The organism is Pseudomonas sp. B21128, assembly GCF_044218865.1.
GTDB lineage: Bacteria > Pseudomonadota > Gammaproteobacteria > Pseudomonadales > Pseudomonadaceae > Aquipseudomonas > Aquipseudomonas iridis.
On sequence record NZ_CP162590.1, the window covers coordinates 3,731,445 to 3,749,423 of the forward strand.

The 17,979-nt window shown below is 51.1% G+C and carries 13 protein-coding genes; 4 read left to right on the forward strand and 9 right to left on the reverse strand.

The genetic code is table 11. The annotated features are described in order from the left end of the window. Positions 1-84: 84 nt before the first annotated feature. On the forward strand, positions 85-1,017 hold the full coding sequence (locus tag AB4P91_RS16615) for a LysR substrate-binding domain-containing protein (RefSeq protein ID WP_395603222.1): 933 nt from the start codon (positions 85-87) through the stop codon (positions 1,015-1,017). Positions 1,018-1,724: 707 nt separating this feature from the next. On the opposite strand, the gene AB4P91_RS16620 is transcribed toward AB4P91_RS16615, so the two are convergent. From AB4P91_RS16620 to AB4P91_RS16635, 4 genes are all read right to left on the reverse strand, one after another. Beyond that, positions 1,725-3,578 (reverse strand): NACHT domain-containing protein, encoded by a 1,854-nt coding sequence (locus AB4P91_RS16620; protein ID WP_395603223.1) that lies wholly within the window; start codon positions 3,576-3,578, stop codon positions 1,725-1,727. A gap of 581 nt (positions 3,579-4,159) precedes the next feature. Beyond that, complete coding sequence (locus tag AB4P91_RS16625; protein ID WP_395603224.1) at positions 4,160-4,636, reverse strand: DUF6650 family protein; 477 nt, start codon at positions 4,634-4,636, stop codon at positions 4,160-4,162. A gap of 407 nt (positions 4,637-5,043) precedes the next feature. Then, entirely contained in the window at positions 5,044-5,745 is a 702-nt protein-coding gene (locus AB4P91_RS16630) for an HNH endonuclease (RefSeq protein ID WP_395603225.1), read from the reverse strand. Beyond that, positions 5,738-6,847 (reverse strand): AAA family ATPase, encoded by a 1,110-nt coding sequence (locus AB4P91_RS16635; RefSeq protein ID WP_395603226.1) that lies wholly within the window; start codon positions 6,845-6,847, stop codon positions 5,738-5,740. Before AB4P91_RS16635 ends, AB4P91_RS16630 begins: the two co-directional genes overlap by 8 nt. Positions 6,848-7,855: 1,008 nt before the next feature. Here AB4P91_RS16635 and AB4P91_RS16640 point away from each other — a divergent pair. Beyond that, the gene (locus AB4P91_RS16640) at positions 7,856-10,294 is read left to right on the forward strand and encodes an AAA family ATPase (protein ID WP_395603227.1); all 2,439 of its coding nucleotides are present in this window, start codon (positions 7,856-7,858) and stop codon (positions 10,292-10,294) included. Between the two features lie 200 nt (positions 10,295-10,494). Here AB4P91_RS16640 and AB4P91_RS16645 read toward each other — a convergent pair whose 3' ends face one another. The 5 genes from AB4P91_RS16645 to AB4P91_RS16665 form a co-directional block, all read right to left on the reverse strand. Next, positions 10,495-11,124 (reverse strand): hypothetical protein, encoded by a 630-nt coding sequence (locus AB4P91_RS16645; protein WP_395603228.1) that lies wholly within the window; start codon positions 11,122-11,124, stop codon positions 10,495-10,497. A gap of 249 nt (positions 11,125-11,373) precedes the next feature. Beyond that, the gene (locus AB4P91_RS16650; protein ID WP_395603229.1) at positions 11,374-11,922 is read right to left on the reverse strand and encodes an FRG domain-containing protein; all 549 of its coding nucleotides are present in this window, start codon (positions 11,920-11,922) and stop codon (positions 11,374-11,376) included. Positions 11,923-12,642: 720 nt separating this feature from the next. Then, on the reverse strand, positions 12,643-13,749 hold the full coding sequence (locus AB4P91_RS16655; RefSeq protein ID WP_395603230.1) for a DNA alkylation repair protein: 1,107 nt from the start codon (positions 13,747-13,749) through the stop codon (positions 12,643-12,645). 2 nt (positions 13,750-13,751) lie between these two features. Continuing rightward, a complete protein-coding gene (locus AB4P91_RS16660; RefSeq protein ID WP_395598482.1) occupies positions 13,752-14,357 on the reverse strand; it encodes a glutathione S-transferase in 606 nt (201 codons plus the stop codon). 62 nt (positions 14,358-14,419) lie between these two features. Then, complete coding sequence (locus AB4P91_RS16665) at positions 14,420-15,328, reverse strand: MurR/RpiR family transcriptional regulator (protein WP_395603231.1); 909 nt, start codon at positions 15,326-15,328, stop codon at positions 14,420-14,422. Positions 15,329-15,739: 411 nt separating this feature from the next. Here AB4P91_RS16665 and AB4P91_RS16670 point away from each other — a divergent pair, with 411 nt between their 5' ends. Together AB4P91_RS16670 and AB4P91_RS16675 are read left to right on the forward strand one after the other, a co-directional pair. After that, complete coding sequence (locus tag AB4P91_RS16670) at positions 15,740-16,144, forward strand: TraR/DksA C4-type zinc finger protein (RefSeq protein ID WP_047301757.1); 405 nt, start codon at positions 15,740-15,742, stop codon at positions 16,142-16,144. Positions 16,145-16,750: 606 nt separating this feature from the next. Then, positions 16,751-17,974 (forward strand): methyl-accepting chemotaxis protein, encoded by a 1,224-nt coding sequence (locus AB4P91_RS16675; protein WP_395604969.1) that lies wholly within the window; start codon positions 16,751-16,753, stop codon positions 17,972-17,974. The last annotated feature ends 5 nt before the right edge of the window (positions 17,975-17,979 follow it).

Sequence of the window (17,979 nt, forward strand, 5' to 3'; positions counted from 1 at the left end):
CCTTGTGGGTTGAGCGGGAAGGTTAACGGAAGGGACTTTTTTGTGTTGCAATGCCGCGTTGTGAAAAACGCAATGAGGTGGAGAGTGGCATTGAATATGTTGGGGGAACTTGAAGCCTTCGCGACCGTGGCTCGCAAGCGCAGCTTCGTCGCCGCGGCACGGACCCTGGGGCGCTCCCCCAGCGCACTGACCCGCGCCGTTCAGGCCCTGGAGGAAAGTGTCGGGCTCAAGTTGTTCAATCGCTCGTCCAATGCCGTGAGCTTGACCGAAGCGGGTGAATGCTTATTGCCCCACGCGTACAAAATGCTCGATCTGCAACGTGAGGTGGATGAAGACCTGGCCGGTCTCAGCGGTCTGGCCTCCGGCTGGATCCGTTTTTCCGCCCCCGAGTATCTCGCAAACGGGGTATTGCCCCGGTTGATCGCGCAATACTGCGAGCGTTATCCAGACGTAAAAATCGATGTGATTTTCACCGATGAGATCATCGATCCGGCCAAGAGCAAGCTGGACTTCTCGATTCGCGGCGCGTTTCCACAATCCAGCGAATTGATCGGCTTTGCGCTCTGGAGTTACTCACGTTATCTGTATGCCAGCCCCGAGTACCTGGAGCGCAACGGCATGCCCGACTCCATCGAGGCACTGGAGTCGCATTCGCTGATCCTGCACACGGCGCCACGGATTCTCAAGGAGTGGAATGTTCGCAGTGAGGAGCAGGCCATCAGCTTTCGGGTTCACCCCAAATTTCGTTTCAGCTCCGGTCTGGCGGTATTCCAGGCAGCCCTGGCAGGCGTCGGGATCGCCCGCTTGGCGGATTGGATGGCGGAGCCCGAAGTGGAAGCGGGGCGCCTGTGCCGGGTTTGTCCTGAGTACAAACTCACCTCCAGCAGCGGCGAGAGCCCACAGATGCACGCGGTATACCCGGCCGGAAACTTGCCGCTGCGGGTGAAGGCATTGATGGAGATGATCCGTGGCTTGGGTGAAAGCCTCGAATGTAAACGCGGCTCAGCACTGTTATGAGGTTAGGGGGCGTTCAGCTGTGTCCGCTCACTCTGCAGTTGATCAGACGCTGATACGCTGAACCCCCCTTTCGGCTACCGCAGACGAGCATCGACGAGATGCTACGCCGAGGTTTTGTATTAGAACGCCATTGGCGCGATGGGGGCTATCGACGGCAGCAATGGGTGAAACGTCGGAAAATGCCGCCCCATGTCGGCGGAGCGCAATTCCCCAAACACCAATCCCCCCTGTGGGAGCGAGTCTGCTCGCGATGGCGTAGTGTCAGCCAACATCAATGGAAGCGCTGACCTCATCGCGAGCACACTGGATTTTTGATGTTTACCGCACGGCATCATGAGTGCTTGGCTGATTGTTGCCTGTTACGAATGGCTGTGATCGGCCAGAAGCGGACAGTTTCACAGGCTTAGGAGCGTCTCCTTGAAGCTTGAAGGCGTCTACAGAAGCAGGGGCGATTCAGTTCGCCGCTTTAGCTGACTTCTACGCTCAGGACATCGCTATTTCATAAAAGTTATAAGGCAAGAGTATCTGCGCTCACATTTTGAAGGTCTTCCAGCTGGACTCCTCTGCCCGAAAGTGCCCGTGCAACTGGGTGTTCCCGAACGAATATATTGGGCAGAGGCTTTATGAACGTCTGGGCTTTCGCCGTGCGGGTGAAACTGGTGCGCACATCGAGATGTCTTTGACCGCGATCTGAGCGACCCATGCGCTCAGCGTTCTAAGCCAAAGTCCAAATACCCTTGCCGTGTAACTTGAGTGACTCTATTATTAATATGTTCAATAGCCAAATTATACTCCCGCCGGTACAGCACACCAAGGGACAACATCAAACTATTCTCAATGTCAGTTGATGTAATCTCAAGAAATGGACATATTGCCTTCAAATCCATCTCATAAAGACCATCGCCCAAATTTTTAGATTGAACGGAAATGGATTTCATGGTCAGAACTGAGGGGTACTTCCCTTGCAAAAACTCACTAGCAGTTAAAAACAGCTTGTGCAAGAATGTGTTTCTAACAACATGACTAACTTTTGCGGGAAACATTTCCGCAGATATTGTTGCACCACCCCGCTTATCAAAGCCTTCTTCATAATTAACAATGTAAACTATCGAGCCAGTATATTCTTCAATCAAATTCTGACCAACTACAAACGCATCACCAATCATCTTCATGTCTAAGTCAAGCATCTTACTTACTGCGGGAGCGATGTAGAATGCCAGATAGTCAAAAGAATCAATTTCTTTCATGAACAACAAGGTATTCGAAAATATGCTATAAAAAGCCAGCTCTTCGGAGCATTTTTTATAGAATTCTTTTTTCTTTTCAGTGTCTAGACCGGTAGCTAAAAAAGAAGCACAATAAAATTCCTGAATGGATTTATGAATGAACTTATACTCATCATAGCCATCCTTAATTAATAGATTTGTTATTTGTATCAGTTCTGTGGCTATAACGTCAGCAGAAGATGGCTCTTTACTCAAGTAACTTAGCGTATCCGATATCAAGCCTGCCAGCTCTGAAAAACTAAAGCTAGCGAGAGACTTTCTTTGAGAGATGAAACAAAAATAATCAAAAACATTGCGATATATACTTCTATCATCATTCCAGTGGCGCGAACGAGAAACGCCACCCTTTAAATTGTCGTGCTTTAAAAAGACTGTGTCGAAGATATTTTTATAGAACTGAGATAACGATTCTGGAATCGATATTCCCAGATTATAGCTTGTGCAAAAAAGAACTACCAGTATGGGAGACCTCAAAACACTATCGCTATCTTTGTGGAATTCACTTCGATCTAGAGCATTGCATAATTCTTCCGCCTTATCTTTGTCATTGCAAGTCTTGTGAATTATCGATTGTATTTGCCTTTCTTTTAAAAACTCAACTCTATAGACATCCACGCCTACCAAGGCGTCAAGCTCAGTGTCAGGGCGAGTTGTGCAGATAATATTGCAATTATATTTTCTTACAAGCTTGTCAATCTCTGCATATAATGCAGCTTTATGATTAGATGGGCACTCATCGAAAGCGTCAAGGAAAAGCCTTACATTGCTATCGTTGAAGATTTTCTTTAACCCGCCAGGGCTAAACTCAATCCCTTGGCTAGATAAATTACTTGAAATCGCAACCTCTATCTCTCCACCGCCATAATTCTTCAGTTCATAAAAAAATGGAAGCCTGCTGATTTTTGCTATATTATTAGAAAGCAACTTCCTTAAAATTGTTGACTTGCCCTGCCCGGCAAGACCAACAATCAAAGATGCTCGACTTGAATTATCAAGAGTGGTCCCATTTTCAACTTCAATTCTAGAGTGGCCCGAAAGCTCAAGTGGCACATAAATCTCATCTACATGAACCGAATTGTCCGGAGATACAATCGTTTTTATTAATAAATTTCCAGAACAGAGCTTAAGATACTTATCCTTGAAACCAGAGAACGACGACAATTTGTACTTCGTCACCAAAGAGTCAAATACGTCCGACACAATTGTACTTTCAATAATTTTCTTTGGCACGCCCGATGCGTTTATCACGGACATACCTACAGCTACAGGCTCCATTATCTCAATTCCTTTATAATTTATACACAAAGAAGGCGAATGGAATTACCACCCCTCCGAAAACCCAATTAGCTCAATAACTGTTATCGGTCAGATCGCTGCCGTTTTACTCACATCCTTATGCAATGAAAATTAATGGCCGAATGCTACCAACCCTACTGAGTCTTGTCTTCTTCAATACAGTCCTGACCACCTCCATCCCTGATAAACTGATCCATGCGCTTCGCTGAGGCCCGGAAGCGTCTACGCAACTAGGGCGGACTCAACCCTAGGAGGAAGGCTTCACAGGATTTCGACCTCACTCTCCTGAAGCCAGCCAGCAGCAACAAGGTTTTGCTTGGCAAGTGCAAGCTGGGGGGCTGTATACGACAATCGCCAGGCTCTTTTCAGCCCGACTACATGTCACGTAAAGCAACCTACGAGTACGTGCTAGTGCGTTGTCCTTCCGCTACCAATTTGGCCGTGGATAATTGCGTCAAGAAATCGATTGCGGAGTGTCAACTTTATTTCCTCTAGCGTTTGGTTGAGGGGCTTGTTTTGGCCCGTCCTAAGTGAGCGTAACGAACGACTTGAACCACTGGCTATGTGTTTATTGCGTTGTTGAATGGTATGATGCTGGCCAAGTCGTCATCTATGTCAATCCCATATGCCACTGAGATTTCAGCGACAGAGATACCAAATTTCTCTCGCAATCTAAATAGCTCTCGCTCAAGTATTGATACTTGTACGGGTGGATCAAAACTTAAGAAATTTGGATGGCCAAGCTTGTTGCTAAATTCGAGGCAAGATTTTTTCATACGCTTCAAAGAATTTGATAAACTTGAACTGGCAGGTAATGCTTGTAGTGCTTTAGTTGTTTCAGATCTGATATCAAGTATGCTTAGGGCGCAATGATTTGAATCTTCCATGTTGCCAGGATTGAAAAGAACGCATTTATCTTCGAGAAGTACAATAATATTCCGAGCCTCATTAGCTTCTATTATCGGAGCATTCCATTGGATCCCGAATACTGGGCAGCTTAAGCCGGTCATGTTTTTATAAATCCTTTCAAATTTCAATGCATGCTCCTTGCCAAGGCGCATAACTATAAGTTGGCGATACAAATGGCGTAATCTTTTCCACCGCTGGTGTCTGATAACATTCTTTGTCCATGTGTAACTCCATGTTGACTCGTTCGTCGCGCCAGAACCGTGACATGAGGCGAGGAGGTAAAGCAACATGACTTTTGCGGACATTACTGACGGATTAGTGGCGTGTCCATAGTCTGCTTTTGGCCGATTGCTGCCTGTCGCTAGCGTCTGCTTCCGGCCATAAGTGGCTGTTCGCAAGTGACGACGAACGGCCAAAAGCAGCCGTTCACCAATGGCGGCTACCGACCCATAACGGTCCTTCGCGGTGGACTGCAATCGGCCGAAGCGAGCGCCAAAAATTGTTCACTAAGGGCGATTCACAGCCCTATGTTGATCTAAATTTTCGAGTAAAGCATTTTTGTTATCTTCTCAAGCGCGAGACTGGCTGCACCGGGGTTGTTGCTGATATAGTTTTCCAATGATGTAATTGCCTTCGATATTTCTGGGCAAGTCTTTTCTTTTAAGAAGAAATTGGACACCTTGCCAAGAAGGTTTTTACAAACAATCTTGCCTTCCTTGGTTTTCCCAAAAAATACTCTAACGTCGACCTTGTTAGTTCCTATCCTAATCATTTCTATATGTTCATGGTAGCTATGATAGCGTGGATGGAAACAATCGAATTTGTTCCTCCTGTATGACTGCTTCACGCTCGGTAGCTTGAACCAGTCGTCTGCGCTTTTCAACGCGTTACAGGTCGCACAGGATAACGCTAAATTATCGAAGGAAAATGCAAAATAGGGGTAGTGCTTGATGGGTAATATGTGCTCAATATTAGAGTTTATGTGATGATAAATTTTGTCTTGGCAATAACAGCACAACTGATTTTGTCGGGTCGCGAGGTACTCGCGGAGCTTTCTGTGAAGATAGGCTCCTTTACCAGTATTATAGAAATTCGCCCAGATATTCTTATCCGGCGGAAAATTCCTCCTTACCCCTCTGTAGAACAGCGAGATTTGCTGGTAGGCAGCGGCGCGGTCGGGTGCATGAGCAGCTTTCGGGTAAACCTGCTTCAAGAAACAGGTGATATCACTATCCATGGGAAGTCACCCTTTGCAGGATGGTATCAATAGCGATTTTGAAATCTTCAACAGACTTACGCAGTTCCGCTCTTTCACCGGCCATGGCAGCAGCTGATAAGGTGTGCTCCTCCAGGAGAGTTAATGCGTCTTTTACTTCCTGCATGCTGTGAATCTCGGTGTTGGCATGGTCCAATGCCATGTTGAGAACCGTCGCATATTTTTCGTAGATCGCTTTGTTATTCGGGGTGACAGTATGAAATTCCTCGAAGATAAGGTTTTCTACATTGCTGGAAATTTCGACGATTCTTTGCATCTTAGACTCACCAGTCATGTTATAGCAGGCAGAGCCCAGCTTCAGGGCGCTCGCAATGATTACCGGCGAGTGCGTGGCAACGGTGAATTTGCAATCGAGCACGTTGGCGACGATCTGTTGCATAGTCTTAGGCCATGCCAATTGCCACTCAAGATGTAGACTTATCTCTGGTTCATCAATATAGAAGTGAGTATTCGGCGCACAATGAGACAAGATTTTCAACCCCGTCGACACCATGTTCTGCTCTCCAGAGCTGAACAAGGAAAACGGTAGGATTTCGTCGCCCTTTCTGAGCATGAGTTCGAATGGCTTGAGCGGGTGATCCAGAATTGCACGGTTTCTTTTGACGAAGTCAAGGTCCAGTGGTGCTTTTGCGAAGGTCCTGGCCAATTGCGAGTTATTATCGCTTTTTCGCTTCTTTACCTCGCGTGGGCCTATCCATACCTCGCTTTTAAAACCTATGTCTTGAAGTAGCCCTTTCAATACAGAATCTCTTTGTTTTTCTAGGCAGATGACGTAGTTCAGTACTGCATTCGCAGCCAGTGTATTCATGTGGACGCCGTTGCCTACGGTGCGATTGCCAAGGTAGGTATAGCTGCCGCCTCCTTTTCTATCTTTCTTCTTGCTGCCCCATTTGAATCTGTCGCTTAAACCAGAGGAAATGACCACGACATTAGTATGTTCACTTGTGTTTTGTGCGTTTTTCTCCAGCGCGATGCTCTTGCCGATGCCGTTGTTGCCGATAATGTATGTGAATTGTTCTGACGAGGGCAGGGCCCTTTCTGTGCTGGTGGTCTTGACGTTCAACTTGTGGCTCTGCGGTTGATTAAGTTGCGGTTTGGGGAGGCATCACAGCCATACACTTGGGGGGGAAAGCATTTGCGGACCAGATCGACGACGGCGGTCAGGATCAGGGACAGACGGCGCGATTGACGGATCGTCGGGCCAGTATCAGCAGCAAATGTCACAAGTGATTGTCGTGCGGAAATACCCATTGGTCCCAGGGCCGGGTAAAGGCGTCGAAGTTGCTGCACAGTGCAGCCATCCAGTCGCCGGGGTCTTGGCGTGAGAGGATGTAGCCATTTCTGTGAAACTGGTCGCGAGGTGTCATGGGGTCGGAGTCCTTGCCGTTGTTGCAGCAGCTGAGCCTAGCTTTGGTCAAAGCAGGATGTCAATTTGGCATCGCTTAGCGGACGTACCGTCGTTGAACCTCTTGTCGCAGATCGACCAAGAGCGCTTGGATACCTTGATGTCCTGTCATGCCCTTGGCGTTGTAGCACACGACCATCTGCGGCCGTCGTTGTGACCAACACTGCTGACGAGTCGACACGGTTTCTCGCCCGACTCGGGGAGGTGGGGTCAAACGTTAACAAGTTCCAATCATGAAAAACCTGTTCGCTGTCATTAGCTCCGCGTGATGCTGGCAAACGGTTACAAACTATGGCTTGGTAAAGTCACGAACGGCTGACTGCGATCGACCCATATCGGCCATAAGCGGACAATGATAGAAAAATAAATCTGAGATGGTTCCCTTTTAGATGATGCGCATGTTGAAGATGCAGAGTGGCTAGCTGTTGTCGAGGTGCCTAGGACGCGCTTGACCACTCCCCAGAGTGCCAAAAAACAGAAGTAGATCACTACAGCTGGGTTCGCGGTGGTAGTTTTCGATTGCTACCGCCTTCACAAGCTGGTGTATTGGTCTACGCTGAGGCGGCAAAAGGCCACTGCCTACTCAGGGTTCTAGGATGACGTGCGCCATATCTAAGGCCGCCCCTTGGCTTGTTCCTTAACGTTTCCTCTCCACGGATGCGAGACATGATTGAATCGATCACCCTTTCCGGCATAGCAACCTACAGCCCTGTAACCCCCGAAACGATTCAAAACCTGAAGGCTGTGAACTACTTCTACGGTGCAAACGGAGCAGGCAAGACAACGATCAGCAGGCTGATAAACAACCCAGCGCTATCAGCTACCTCCAGGGTCACGTGGGCGAAGGGCGATCCGATTCCGGCAATGGTCTACAACAACGATTTCATCGCTTCGAATTTCACTGACTCGAAGCAGTTCAAAGGTGTGTTCACGCTGGGCCAGGCCGAGCAGTCGCAACTTGATCACCTGGAAGAGCTCAAGAAGGAAAGAGACCGCCACGCGCTATTCAAAACCAGAGCGCAAGAAAACCTGAATGGCCCAGACGGTAAGAGCGGGAAGATCGCCGAAAAAACTGCCTTGGAAGAAAAGCTGGTAGGACGGTGTTGGGAACAAAAGCAGAAGCACGATGATGAGTTTCAGGGGGCTTTTAAAGGCCTAAGAAATAACCGGGAGGCCTTCAAAAATAGGGTTTTGCAGGAGAGCAAAAGTAATACCTCCCAGTTGGTTGATATGGAAGACCTGCGCAAACGCGCAAGCGTACTTTATGGTGACGCACCATTACCCATGAATGCCGTCTCCGATCTTGACCTGTCTCGCTTGGTTGCGCTTGAGCAAAACCCTGTCCTGGGTAAGAAAGTCGTCGGCAAAGAGGATGTCAATATATCTGCGATGATCCAGAACTTGGGGAACAGTGACTGGATTAGACAAGGTATGAAGTACTTGGGCCATACCGACGATGACTGTCCTTTCTGTCAACAGAAATTGCCGCATGAATTCGAAAAAAGCCTTGAAGATTATTTCGACGAAACATTCGAAGCTGAAACTAGAGCTCTTTCGCAGTTTCGGGATACTTATAACGCAATAGCAGATGGTCTGTTAGCCCAGGCTCAAACAATCCTGGCCACGGATTGTTCGCATCTAGATAAAGAGAAACTTGATCTTGAATTGCAGGCCCTGAATGCAATCATGTTGGTGAACAGGCAACGCATCGACCACAAGGTGGCTAGCCCCAGTGTTGCCGTGGAGTTGGAAGGTCTTGCAGAGATTCCGCTTAGAGTTTCTGAACTGATCAATTCAGCTAACCTCAAGGTATCTGAACATAATCGTCTTGTTTCCGGGTTCTCCGTTGAGCAGAATAAGTTAACAGATGCGGTGTGGCGGTATCTTCTTGATGTTGAGCTTAAAGACGCTCTTGCTGATTACACTAAAGATGTGGGTCGCGTCGGCAAAGCGATTGATGGCATCACTGCAAGCGTGGATAAGGCAACGGTAGATATATCCACAGCTGACGCAGAAATTGCAAAGATTGAAACGTTGCTGACAAGTGTGAGACCTACTGTCATTGCGATCAATAAAATCCTGAAAGACTTTGGGTTTCGGAGTTTCTCCCTAGATCCTGCGTGTGCCGATAATTCATATCGCCTGATCAGAAGCGATGGAACTGATGCTAAAGCAACGCTCAGTGAAGGAGAAAAGACCTTCGTTACTTTCCTGTACTTCTATCATTTGCTTAGGGGAAGTATCTCGACCTCAGGTATCAGTACTGATCGAATAGTCGTCATTGATGACCCGGTTTCAAGCCTGGATAGCGATGTGCTGTTCATCGTGAGCAGTTTGATCAAAAAGCTCTTTCACGAGGTTCGCCAGAAGGGCAATAACCTAAAACAGATCTTTGTCCTGACCCATAACGTCCACTTTCATAAAGAAATTACCTTTAACCCCCAGAGGACTGGAGATGCTTCTATTAAGGATGAGACGTTTTGGGTAGTACGCAAGCCCGATCATTTCTCGAAGATTGAAGGCTTTGAGAATAATCCCATTAAAACGTCCTATCAGTTGCTGTGGGCAGAATTGACGAAAAAACCATTGCCGGCGCTTACCATTCAAAATACCATGCGTAGGATCTTGGAGAATTACTTCAAAATTCTAGGAAACATAGATACGCATGTCATCATAGACAAGTTCGAAGGGCAGGAGAAGGTTCAATGCCAATCATTAATTAGCTGGGTTAACGACGGATCCCACTATTCGCCAGATGATCTGTACGTGGCAATAAGCGATGGTATGGCACACAGCTATATAAAGATCTTCTTCAAGGTCTTTAAGGCTATGGAACATATGCCTCATTATAAAATGATGATGGGCCGAGACTTTGTCGATTTAGATCCTGTAGAGGATGAGCCAGAAGATGAGGAGTTGCTCGGAAATTCTGGCGGCACTGCAGTTGGGGAGGATGCACTTATCGTTGTTTCAGGGGAGCCTGGTGACGTAGGCGCTGTCGAGCCATTGCGCACTGCCGCGTCCTTGGTAATCCCAATTGTAGCGCAGTCTCCTAAGCCATTCTCAGCTGGGGCCGATGGTTCGAATACTGATATCCCATTCTGAGTCTCTTGATCATGAGCCGACGTGCTTGGTGGTACGCCGGTTCAAGAACTTCTGCCTCGGTCTGATAATCGCCATATCTATATGAATTGTCCCCGGCTCTGTAGGCGCCTCCAAATCTCAAAATAGTGCCTTGGTGAACGTCCGGTATTGGCCGATCCCTGCCGGTGGCGACTAGCAGCAAACGGCCATTAGCAGTCTTTCTAATAGTCTCCAAAACTAGTGCGATTCGCTTTAGTTCTAGCGGTTCGTGACACTTCAACACAAGGATCAGTATTAAAATCCGGCGAAGAGCCAAATTTGCTATCACTTATGGAAACCATGTCCCTTCTAATAACGTCTTGGGTTATAGTTTTAGGTTCCATGCAGAATGATCCATACCAGGCTTCAACTCCGCGGAGCCGACCATACACATCTAAAGCTGTAATTTTTGCAACGAGATGAACAGGGATGTTTCTTTTGCTTTCGAGTAACGATTCGGGCAGCGGCACGGTCAGCTTCAACATTTTCATTGCACCTTTATCTAATACAAAAGGCACCTCGGCAAATCTTACATCCGACAAGGATGAAAGATATCCGCCATCAGTAACTCCTTGGTAGGTTTTAATTTCTATATTGCTAATAAGATAAGGTAAATTTCCACCATTTGAGAATACAAGCTCTACATCGGTACCAAGCTTCGCTGCGTTCGACTCAGAAAAACTGACCGCTCTAACAACTACAGAATCAACCTCTCTAACTGAGTAATAAAAACCCAAGCCAGAGATGATAATTGCAATTAACGAAAATGCCAGCGTAATAGAGTCTTGATTTTTAAAAAATTTCGAGGTCATTGCCCCTCCGTAGATACAAATGAAGAATGCCGCTGCGCCCTTCCTAACACCACGAAACAGCCAGCATGTAGGCGTGTGGCCACGGAGAGCTGTGAATAGCCCCCAATTTCATGGGCTCATTCGGGGTCCTCTATTAGTCGGTTTCTGCGCTTCAAATGCAGAAATCTGCCACAAGGAGCCAGTCGAAGGCGTCTTGGGAATTAGGGGCGATTCAGTTTGTTACTTCGATTGCCCGCAGGCGATTGCTACTTAATGGAAGTCTGGATCGTAGCCTTCTTCATTGTATTCCTGAATGAGTGACTGAGACGGCCTTACACCAACCTCAACGTTAGCCCAATCCCTTACGCTTTTTGCCACACCATGGAATCCGGGAAAGAGTGTTGAGCCATCAACGCCAAGTCGCGAGCAAAGGCTTAATAAAGCGGGAGCTTCCTCAATCGGCAGGGTCATTTTGACAAGTGGTGTGTGGCTCCCTGTCATGCTGTAAATCTCTTCAACGTCCTCTAGCGCTTCTACCTGATACAAGTCGTCTGGGTTATACCCTTTAACCTCATGCGTGGTGAACAAACCAGACTGAGCCGCCTGATTTTTGCTCGTTCCCCCTGGAGTCCTAATCACCTTCACTGTTTTCCAGTGCATCGCATGAGTGGTGTCCAGAGCCCAGATAGCCAGCCTCGGCATTTCCCTGCTATCAATCTCAAAGTTTGCCGATGAGGCAGCGAAGTAACAAGCGACAAAGCTTCTCTCAGTCCAGTCTAGAAGGCGAGTGGGAACATCGTAGTGTTGAGCGACCGCCATGATTTCGTATAGTTGAGTAGACGGCTAAGGGATATGCGGACTTTGGAACGAGCCCCAACCATCGACAAGTGTTCCGCTTAACTGTTCGGTGTAGCCCGGAACATTTAGCCCTGAGCGATCACAGCCATTCAGAAATCTCCTCAATATCTCCAGCTCAAAGGCCACTTGCCCGGCCGTCGAGGCATCAAACATCCTCCTTGGAGAGCCATAGGCGAATGAGCCTACTCCACGCCTGCACACTGATGGTGTCAGCTTGAACTCATCACTTGGCTGACCTCTAAAGATGAATTTTCCAACATCCCAAATAGGGTTTAGAGGTGACAAGTAGTCCAGCAACTGGCGTGCAGAGTGGAAATGTACCTCTGTTGAATTTTCCATCGTTCCTTGACTCCGCTTCCGCTTGACTACTTCCAGTGTAATGGCCTTTAGCTTGGCAGGCTATTGCAGTTCATTCGGGGCTATTGTCGCCATTTAACGCAGGTTAAGAGTGGTACATTACAATGCCGATTTGTTCAGAGTCGATTGTGGCACTTTGAAACGCAATGGATTCCGAAGAAATCTCCAAACCACAAGGTAAACCTATTAGGCCATTGCCGGATGGTCTGCTTTTGGCCGACAGCAGTCCTTCGCGAGTGGCTGCTTAATACGTGATAAAACTGGCCCACCCTCAATCTCGCACCTGTTCAACCTTCTCCAGCCCCACTAAATCTATTTACGGCGTCATCCCGCGATGATGTTAAACGCGGTAGCTGCCAACACCTCCCCGTTAACCATCACTTTCACCCCATGTCCCCCAGCAAAATGCTTGCGCGTCGTAAAATCCTTAATCACCTGGCGCCGTCCCACAACCACACTCCCAAACCCCGGCAACACCACCGTCTTCAACTTGAAAACCTTCCCCGAAACCCCGCCATTCGCCTTCACATAGTCAATCGCATAATCGATCACCAACCGCTGCTCTTCAGCCACCGTCGACTTCACCACAAACGACAACGTAATCGCTTCCCCCAGTCTCACCACCGCCGGCTCAACCTTCACATCCAGCAACTCGACCTCAGGTTTCCCCCCGGCCCCAATCACCGTCAACGCACGCAAATCCCCCTGTTTGATCAGACTCCGCAACGCATGCTTCGCAATCCACGCCGTGTGTTTGTTTTCCAACGACCAGCCTTCAATCGTGTCGAGCACCCACTCGGGATGCACCTTCGTCACGTCATTCAAGTGATTCGCCACGGACTTGCGCACGTACAGACTCTCATCCGCTTTCAACCGATCCAGTATCCCGGCGGCCAATTGCGGATCCACCTGCACGGCTTCCAGCCGAAACGACCACGGCAGGCGAGGGCGGCTGCCTTCGCTGGCGAGTCGGCGGACGTGGTGGTTTTCGTCCTGGGTCCAGTCGTGCATCCGTTCCAGCGAACGCTCCAGGTCGCTGCGCAGGAAGTGGCGGATGGCGAATTCGGAGGAGCCGAAGGTGGTGAAGTACTTCAGGGCTTCCATGGAGGTATCGAACGCATGGCCGCCGTAGCTGGCGACGTAGTGCGGCAGGCACATGCTGACGAATCCACTGTTCAGTCGTGGTGCGAGTTCGCGCAGCACATCGAGGGAATCTTCGTAGTCCAGCGGCAGCACCGCATGTAGGCTTTCACTCACCCGCGCCATCCGCTGCATCACCGACAACTCAGCCAGCCCATCATTGGCATACGTCAAAAACGCCTTGGCCTTAAACGCTGGGTACACAGCGCTCATTTCTGTGGCGATGTGTTGCAAGCGCTCAGCGTTAAAGATCTCTTTCAGTGCCGGTGCCGCGGTTTCAGGTGCGCTCATGATCAGGTCATCGGCGTGCTGACGAACGCTTCAAGCGTTTCAGCGTAGGCCGTGTATTGGGCGATACGCGGGTAGCGCGCCACATCGATCTGGTCGGGGACGACGAGGTCGGTGAAGCTCCAGGCGACGGCGAGACTGATGCCGGCCTGGGTGAGGGTGCCGTCGGTGGGCAGGCCGGTTTTTTCGAGTTCGTGTTCGAGGGCGGTGAAGGCGGCGGCGAGTTGGCCTTCGACGCGCTCGACCCACGGTTGGTATTGGATGTCGGCCGGGCGCAGGTTGCGTTCGTAGTAGAGCTGAACGGCTTTTTCGCAGGCGGCGAGGCTGAGGCCGATCAGGCGCAGGGCTTGGGCTCGTTGGCTCAGGTCTTTCGGCAGCAGGCTTTTGCCAGAGGCGGTTTCGAGGTAGTCGAGGATGAGGGTCGAATCCATGAGGACGACGCCGTCGTCGAGGATCAGGGTGGGCGCCTTGACCACCGGGTTGATCTGCTGGAACTGCTCGAAGTGGCGGAACACCGAGACTGACTCGTGTTCAAGGTCGATCCCTAAGCGTTTGGCGGAGATCGCCACGCGGCGCACGTATGGGGAGTCCAGCATGCCGATCAGTTTCATGACGCGTTCCTTCAAGCCAAACCGGTGGGGTAGGCATAACCTAGCCGAGGTTGAAGCAATTGTCAGTCGTCGAATCCGGCTTGTTCGTGAATCTCATCGACATTCAATTCCAGTCGATAGGCCACTGCCACAAACAACGCCTGGCACAAACACAACGTCGCACTCAACGAACGAAAGGCCAGCGCACTGCCTTCATTGACCAACAGCACGCTGTTCGCGCGTTTGGCCAGTGGCGAGAGGTGGCTGTCGGTGAGGATCAGGGTGTTGGCCTGTTGTTCGCGGGCGTGGCGCAGGCAGTGTTGGGTTTCCCTGGCGTAGGGGGTGAAGCTGATGGCGATGACCAGGTCGCCTTCGCGGACGCTGCGCATTTGTTCGCGGTAGCTGCCGCCGAGGCCGGAGACGAGGTGGATGCGTTTCTGAGTGTGTTGCAAGTTGTAAACGAGATAGTCGGCAACGGCGAATGAGCGGCGCACGCCGACGACATAGATGTTGTCGGCGTTGACGATCAGGTCGACGGCTTTTTCGAAGGCAATGTCGTCGAGTTCGCGGCCCAGGCGTTCGATGCCGCTGAGGGTCGCGTCGATGCACTCGCGGGCAAGGTCGCCGTCGCTGGCTTTCTGCGACTGGTTGGCGATCATGTTGCGGATGCGTTGCTGATAGTTCTGCACTGGCGAGGCTTTGTGGGTGTAGGCGGTGCGGAACAGCGCCTGCATTTCACTGAAGCCGCTGAAGCCGAAACGCTGGGAGAAGCGCACGATGGCAGACGGGTGGACTTCGCATTCGCGGGCGATGTCGCTGATGCGGTCGACCATGATCCGGTCGCTCTGCTGGCTCATGTAGCTGGCAATGCGTTTAAGCTGGCGCGGCAGGGTTTCGTATTGTTCGGTGATCAGTTGCAGCAGACGCTCGGCAGTGATCGGGGGGCTGGCGAGGGTGGGCTCGTCGGTGGCCGGCAGATCGGGGCGGGGCATACGTTATCCTTCTGTCTGATCGATATCGCTGTGGCGAGGTGTGGCTGATGGTAGTGGGGCTTTGCCGGGTCTGCCTGGCTGAAACGATGCACTGGCAGGCGAAAAAATCTCGATCAAATGGCGCTTGGTTAGCCGTTTGTCTTCTATATACAGCCGCTCGACTGAATTTCTTGCTATAAACGCACTCCGATAACCGCAATGAAGCCTGTGTCAGAGCCTTTTCCGGGCCTTGTCGGACAAATTCCCAGTATTTAGAGTTGCTGATGCCTGAAACGGGCCTTAGACTGCCGCCCCTCGTAAATTGAGTGCCGGGTGGCATTTGCAATAAACGATGCCTTTTCGTCGACCGGACACGGTTCGCCGGAACGCTCCCTATTTCGCCTTAATGCACGTTTTTTTATAGAGATATCAATGACAAAGGACAAGTTGCTGGCCATGCCGGCAGATGACTACATGAATGCTGAGCAACACGCTTTCTTCGCAGAGCTGTTGCAGAACATGAAAGTCGAAACCCACGAGCGCATTGAGCAAAACCGTATCGCCATCGAGAGCCTGGATACCCCGGCTGATCCGGCGGACGCGGCTTCGGTTGAAGAAGAGCGCACCTGGCTGGTCAACGCGATCGATCGCGACCAGCGCATGCTGCCGCAACTGGAACAAGCCCTTGAGCGCATCAAGGAAGACAGTTTTGGCTGGTGCGACGACAGCGGCGAGGCCATTGGCCTGAAGCGCCTGCTGATCAGCCCGACCACCAAGTACTGCATCGAAGCTCAAGAGCGTCACGAGCAGATCGATAAGCACCAGCGTCAGGCCTGATTCTGTGCGGTGACCCATGAATGTGGGTCACCCTGAAAAGATCGCAGCCTTCGGTAGCTCCTTTTAGAGCGGCTGAAGGCTGCGATCTTGTTTTTTTTCGTCTGCGATATTCCGCGCCGTTCCATTGACCTGCTGCAAGACATCACGACTAACGGACCATAGATAATGGCGTTGTAGTGGCGTTTAATGCAGTCACAATAATGAGAACACGCGTGGGGTGTTGATATGACGAGAGATGGATCTCTGGTTGGGGCTTTGCCTGCACCAGTGCTTTTGCCAAAAAACCGCTGGATCGCACCGACCCTGCAAAGCATCGCCCTGATGCTGTTGTTGGCCGGCATGACGCTGGGTGAGTGGTCGCTTTACGTTGGCATGCCCTTGGCGGTGCTGATTGTCTGGCTGCCGCGCCTGCGCACCCGCGCCGTCCCCGATGCACCGCCTGCCGACCCCGGCAACGCCATGTCCGAACTGACCCGCGACCTTTCCTACACCACCAGCCATAACGCGTTGTCGGCGGCCGGCGTGGCGTTTTCGGTCAAGGAGCTGGCGAGCAAGCTCGAATCGCAACTCGATGCTGCGGCACGGATTGTCAGCAACGCCGAAGTGATGATCGCCACCGAACACGCGACTTCGCAGCTCAGCCGCGATGCACTGGCAGCCGCCAGCGAGGCACATCACAGCAGTGCGGCGGGGCGCACCGAATTGATCGATTCGATTTCGCGCATGCGTCAGCTCAGTCAGCGCGCCAATGCCAGTCGTGAATTGATCGAAGCCTTGAGCCTGCGCAGCGATGACATTCAACGTGTGACGTTGGTGATCCAGTCGATTGCCAGCCAGACCAATCTGTTGGCGTTGAACGCGGCCATTGAAGCGGCGCGGGCTGGTGAGCATGGCCGCGGGTTTGCTGTGGTGGCTGATGAGGTGCGCGGATTGGCGGCGCGGACGGCGTCGGCGACTGGCGAAGTGGGCGAGATGGTCGCCGACATTCAGCAACGCACCGCGCAGGTGGTGGAGCAGATCCGCGAGCTGTCCAGTGACTTGCACACGGGCGTCGAACAGGTCGAGCACACCGGCCAGCACTTGGAGAACATTGCTCGGCTGGCGGCCGGGGTGGAAAGTCAGGTCGGCGAAATCGCCCGTGGTGCCGAGACCAATCGTGAGCAACTCGACAGTCTGTTCAAGGCCATCGAGCAGATGCGCAGCGATCTGGCGATCAGCGATCAACAGACCCGGCGCCTCGCCGATGCGGCGGTGCAGATGGAGGGGCAGGCAGAAACCATCAGCGAACGTCTCGCCGAAGTTGGTCTGGATGACTATCACCAGCGCATCTACGATCTGGCGCGCGAAGGGGCGAGTCAGATTGCGGCGCGTTTCGAGGCGGACGTCGATCAAGGGCGGATCAGTCTCGAAGATCTGTTCGACCGCCAGTATCAGGCGATCGCGAATACTCAACCGACCAAATTTCAAACCCGCTTCGACCGTTATACCGATCAGGTTCTGCCAGCGATCCAGGAACCGTTGCTGCCGCGTCACGAAGGTCTGGTGTTCGCCATTGCCTGCACGCAGCAGGGGTATGTGCCGACGCATAATCAGGTGTTCAGCCAGGCACTGACTGGTGATGCGCAGGTCGATGCGGTCAACAACCGGACCAAGCGCAAGTTCGCCGACCGCACCGGGATTCGCTGTGGCAGCCATCAGCAGCCGGTGTTGTTGCAGACCTATACGCGAGATACCGGTGAGTTGATGCACGACCTGTCGGTGCCGATCACGATAAAGGGCCGACACTGGGGCGGTTTGCGTCTGGGCTATAAACCGGAAAGTCCGCGCTGATCGAT

Excerpts from the sequence above, each read along its gene's own strand:
- AB4P91_RS16620 (WP_395603223.1), bottom strand. The coding sequence starts at position 3,578 with ATGGAGCCTGTAGCTGTAGGTATGTCCGTGATAAACGCATCGGGCGTG.
- AB4P91_RS16655 (WP_395603230.1), bottom strand. The coding sequence starts at position 13,749 with ATGAGCGCACCTGAAACCGCGGCACCGGCACTGAAAGAGATCTTTAAC.
- AB4P91_RS16660 (WP_395598482.1), bottom strand. The coding sequence starts at position 14,357 with ATGAAACTGATCGGCATGCTGGACTCCCCATACGTGCGCCGCGTGGCG.
- AB4P91_RS16670 (WP_047301757.1), top strand. The coding sequence starts at position 15,740 with ATGACAAAGGACAAGTTGCTGGCCATGCCGGCAGATGACTACATGAAT.
- AB4P91_RS16630 (WP_395603225.1), bottom strand. The coding sequence starts at position 5,745 with ATGGATAGTGATATCACCTGTTTCTTGAAGCAGGTTTACCCGAAAGCT.
- AB4P91_RS16645 (WP_395603228.1), bottom strand. The coding sequence starts at position 11,124 with ATGACCTCGAAATTTTTTAAAAATCAAGACTCTATTACGCTGGCATTT.
- AB4P91_RS16650 (WP_395603229.1), bottom strand. The coding sequence starts at position 11,922 with ATGGCGGTCGCTCAACACTACGATGTTCCCACTCGCCTTCTAGACTGG.
- AB4P91_RS16640 (WP_395603227.1), top strand. The coding sequence starts at position 7,856 with ATGATTGAATCGATCACCCTTTCCGGCATAGCAACCTACAGCCCTGTA.
- AB4P91_RS16665 (WP_395603231.1), bottom strand. The coding sequence starts at position 15,328 with ATGCCCCGCCCCGATCTGCCGGCCACCGACGAGCCCACCCTCGCCAGC.
- AB4P91_RS16675 (WP_395604969.1), top strand. The coding sequence starts at position 16,751 with ATGATCGCCACCGAACACGCGACTTCGCAGCTCAGCCGCGATGCACTG.